Raw genomic sequence first — 3834 nt, 5'->3', positions numbered from 1 at the left:
GGGTATGGCCTGTTACGTACTGCGCGTTACGTACTGCTCAAACCCGTTACTGCAGCCGCTGCAGCGCGCTGCGGACCCACGCCGCCGCGCCGTCCAGGCTCTGGAATTCCTCGATCGCGCGTACCTCGCAGCACGGATAGGCCGGCGCGATCATGCGTGCCAGTGCGTTGCCGGGGCCCAGCTGCAGAAACACGCGCGCGCCGCGCTCGAAGGCCTGGCGCATCACCTGTGCCCACTCGATGGTCTGTGCCAGCTGCGCGGACAGCGTGTGCACCACCGCTGCGGTGTCTCGCACCGGCCGTGCGTCGATGCCGRCCAGCAGCGGCAGGCGCGGTGCGTGCAACGTAGTGGCCTGCAGTGCGGCGGCAAACGGTGCGACCGCCGCCGACAGCAGTGGCGTATGCGCCGGCACATGTACCGGCAGCACGCGCACCTCGGCACCCTGTGCGTGCGCGGCAGCGGCCAGCGCACGCAGTGCCGGCAGCGTGCCGCCAACGATGAAATGATCTGTGCCGTTGGCGATCGCCACGTGCGTGCCGTGGATTTCGCACAATGTCTGCACCGTCTGTCGATCCAGCCCCAGCATCGCCTGCATTCCGGCATCGACCGGACTGACGGCGTCCATGAATCGTGCACGCTGCGCCGACAGGGACAGGCAGGTGGTCACGTCGAAACTGTCGGCGATGGCATGTGCCGCCAGTTCGCCGATGCTGTACCCGGCCACCACGATCGGGTCCGGCACGGCGCCGCGCAGGGCATGCCAGTGCGCGATGCTGGCGGCGCACAGCAGCGGCTGCGCCTGTGCGTTGTCGAAGCGGTCGTCGTCGGCCGCGGCCGCGAACACATCGCGCCCCAGCGCGTCGCTCGCCGCATCCAGTACCGCGCGTGCAGCGGCCATGCCGCGCACATGGTCGAACATCGCCGGATGCTGCGCACCCTGTCCGGGGCAGAGCAGGGCCAGGCTCATGCGCCCTCCTGCTGCAGTAGGAACCAGGCGCAGGCCAGCAGATCGGCACTGCCACCCGGGCTGAGCCGACGCCTCACGAACGCATCGCCGATGGACTGCAGGCGCATGCGCCAGTCCGGCGCGAAGGCGCCACCGGCGGAAAGGAATGTGGCCGCTTGTTGTTGCGCCCAGCGCAGGCCCTCGGTACCGCCGCGATGCAGCAGGTTCAGATCGTCCACCTGTGCCACCAGCTGCATCAGCGTCTGGCACAACGCGGCGTCGCGCGGCAGGCCGCTGTCCAGCGCATGGCGCAGGGCAGGCAGGGCCARCTCACGCAGCACCGGGTAGCCGGCGGCAGCCTGTTCGCGTACGCCGCAGACCCCATGACGCGCACGTGCGCGCTGTCCCGGGCTGTGCGGGTCCAGCGGCGCAGCGATGAGCGCGTCTTTCCACTGCTGAACCGCCAGGCACACCTGCGCGCCCGACACGGCATGGCCATGCACGCGCCTGCGCTCAGCAGTGGCGGCCACCAGCAGGCCAAGGCTGAAGATCGCACCGCGATGGGTGTTGATGCCGGCGGTGGCGACCAGCATGGCCGCTTCAGCGGCGATACCGTGATCGCGTAGCACTTTGAAGGGGGCGCCGGCGGCACCGGCCCTGGCCACCGCCGTGAAGTAGTGGCGCAGGGCGAAAAGACTGCGCAGGAAAGTGCCGGCATCCATGTCGTCATGGCTGCCGCTGTCGAACGGGGTGACCAGGCCCGGCTTCGGGGCGCACGCCAGTTCGGCGTGCAGGCTGGCAATGGCCAGCCGTCCCAGGCGAGCACTGTCGACCACCGCGCCGCGTGCCGGCAACGGCTTCGGGGCGGCAATCATGCGATCGCCTCGCGCGTGGCGAACAGTGCATCACGCGCTTCCAATGCGGCTCCATCAAGACGTTTCACCAGTACCTGGCGACTGCGGCCGGCAAGTTCGCGCCAGTTCACCGCGCCACCATCGGGCAGGCACAGCTCGCCATCAAGGCGATGCGGGTGGCGGGTCTCCCATGCCAGCAACTGTGCGATCAGCGCCTCGGCCTGCGCGGCATCGGTCACCTGCCACAGCAGGTCGATGTCCGAACGCCCATGTACATAGGGCAGGGCGGTCAGCCATTGCCAGGCGAAGGCGCCGAACACACGGGCCGGGGCCAGTGCCTGCAGGTCGTGGAGTGATTCCTGCCACGGCTGTGGAACACCTGCGTCGCCTGCTGCCAGCAGCTCGCTCAACGTCGGCGGAGCGCGCATGCCAGCGACGTCGCACAGCGGTACGCGCAACGACAGGCGCTGCTTGCCTTCGGCCGGTGGCAACGGAACGCCCAATCGCAGGCGCGGATCGGCATCATCCGCGGCACGACGCGCGACCACTGCAGGGAAGCCCTGCGCGAACCAGGCGGCAAGACGCGGCTCGTGCACGGGCAGGTCGGCCCGCCAATCGGCATCGGCCGACAGCCAGACCAGCGTGTGCCGGGCCGGCCGCTCAGGCATTGCCGTGGCTCACAGCGATGGCCACCTGCGCAGCCAGCGTACGGCCACCCCGTTCGGCGCCCAGTGCAGCGCGATGGTCACCGTCGACGGCTGCACGCAGTGCTTCCAGCAGGTGATGCGCCAGATCGCCATCCCACAGCGATTGCACTGCGCCCATCGCCACGTAGTTCTCCACGCCCGGTGCGAACACCGGCGAGGTCAGGCTGAGCGCCTGCAGTTTTTCCAACGGCTGCTTGGTCACCCGTGCCATCGCGCGCAGATCCATCACCCGCACCTGCGCATCGGGCAGGGCATGGATGAGGTCGGCCATCAGCCCGAACGACAGGAAGCCGCCGCTGACCGATTCRCCRTAGACCAGCGTGACCAGGCGCGCGCCACGGCGGCGGGCCAGGTCCAGGGTCTGTGCGAGGTGGGCGAAGTAGCCGTTGATGCCCAGCAGTTCATCGCGGCGCGCCAGCCGCTGGCCGGCGGTATCGACCAGCATCACGATGGGACGCTGCGGATGTGCAGCGGTGCTGGCCAGCACGGTGTCGGCCAGCACCAGCGCGTGGTCCACACCGACTTCGATCCTGTCGGTGGTGCCGATCACCGTCACCTCACCGTCGTCGGTGGTCGCTGTGCCGGTCAGTACCGAATCGTTCACCGCGATCGTATGGCCACGCGGGAACAGTGCGTCCAGCAGCGAATTCAATGGCAGGCTCATGGCAGGCTCCGGTGCGCAGTGGCGGCAAGGAAGGCATCGGTTTCCAGCAGCGCCAGACGTTCCGGGTCGGCAATGCCCTGGCGTGCCCAGATCTGCAGGCCATCGTTGCAGTCGCCCCACGCCTGTACGCGCGCCTTCAACGCGGCGTGGCGTGCCTGCAGCGCAGCCAGTGCCGCGTCGGGGTCGGCACTGGCGGTGTCAGGCTGCAGCGCATCAAAAGCCGCCTGCGCAAACGCGCTGATCGCATCGGGCACCAGCACCTGCGCCTGGTCGATCAGGTAGCGGTGCTTGCCACCGGTCACCCGCCACACCAATGCGCGGTCGCGCGAATCGAATTCCTCCACGCCGCGCACGGTCTCGATCACTTCGGGGCCGGACAGCGACAGCCGTCCTTCTTCGGACATGATCACCGTACTGCAGCAGCGGGCGACGATGCCCATGCCGCCGAAGGCGCCGTTGCCGCTGCCGATCAGCGCCACCACCGGTATCCCGGCGGCCCGCGCGCCGAGCGTGGCGCGCATGATTTCGGAAATGGCGATCAACCCGGCGTTGGCTTCATGCAGGCGCACACCGCCGGTATCGAGCAGCAGCAGCACGCCATCGGGATGGGGGTCCGCCGCGCGGCGCAGCAGGCCGGTCAACTTGGCACCATGCACCTCACCC

At 69.1% G+C, this 3834-nt stretch carries 5 protein-coding genes; all 5 read right to left on the bottom strand.

Annotated features, from left to right (window positions below; translation table 11 throughout):
- Positions 1-46 precede the first annotated feature (46 nt).
- Positions 47-967: a malonate decarboxylase subunit epsilon gene (gene mdcH / locus AB4Y84_RS15725; protein WP_442250408.1), complete on the bottom strand. Its 921-nt coding sequence runs from the start codon at positions 965-967 to the stop codon at positions 47-49.
- Positions 964-1821 (bottom strand): triphosphoribosyl-dephospho-CoA synthase MdcB, encoded by an 858-nt coding sequence (mdcB, locus tag AB4Y84_RS15720; protein ID WP_442243844.1) that lies wholly within the window; start codon positions 1819-1821, stop codon positions 964-966. The genes mdcH and mdcB overlap by 4 nt, the downstream gene beginning before the upstream one ends.
- Positions 1818-2468, bottom strand: coding sequence for a malonate decarboxylase holo-[acyl-carrier-protein] synthase (gene mdcG, locus AB4Y84_RS15715; protein WP_442243843.1), 651 nt, complete (start codon positions 2466-2468; stop codon positions 1818-1820). The genes mdcB and mdcG overlap by 4 nt, the downstream gene beginning before the upstream one ends.
- The gene (gene mdcE, locus AB4Y84_RS15710) at positions 2461-3165 is read right to left on the bottom strand and encodes a biotin-independent malonate decarboxylase subunit gamma (RefSeq protein WP_442243930.1); all 705 of its coding nucleotides are present in this window, start codon (positions 3163-3165) and stop codon (positions 2461-2463) included. Before mdcE ends, mdcG begins: the two co-directional genes overlap by 8 nt.
- A 2-nt stretch (positions 3166-3167) precedes the next feature.
- Positions 3168-3834 (bottom strand): biotin-independent malonate decarboxylase subunit beta (locus AB4Y84_RS15705; RefSeq protein WP_442250407.1); only part of this gene is annotated, 667 nt, incomplete at its 5' end.

This window comes from Stenotrophomonas sp. 2YAF22 (genome assembly GCF_052114665.1).
Classification (GTDB): domain Bacteria; phylum Pseudomonadota; class Gammaproteobacteria; order Xanthomonadales; family Xanthomonadaceae; genus Stenotrophomonas; species Stenotrophomonas indicatrix.
This window is presented reverse-complemented; position numbering and strand designations above follow the sequence as displayed.

Coding starts and splice junctions, on each gene's coding strand:
- mdcG (WP_442243843.1), bottom strand. CDS start 2,468: ATGCCTGAGCGGCCGGCCCGGCACACGCTGGTCTGGCTGTCGGCCGAT.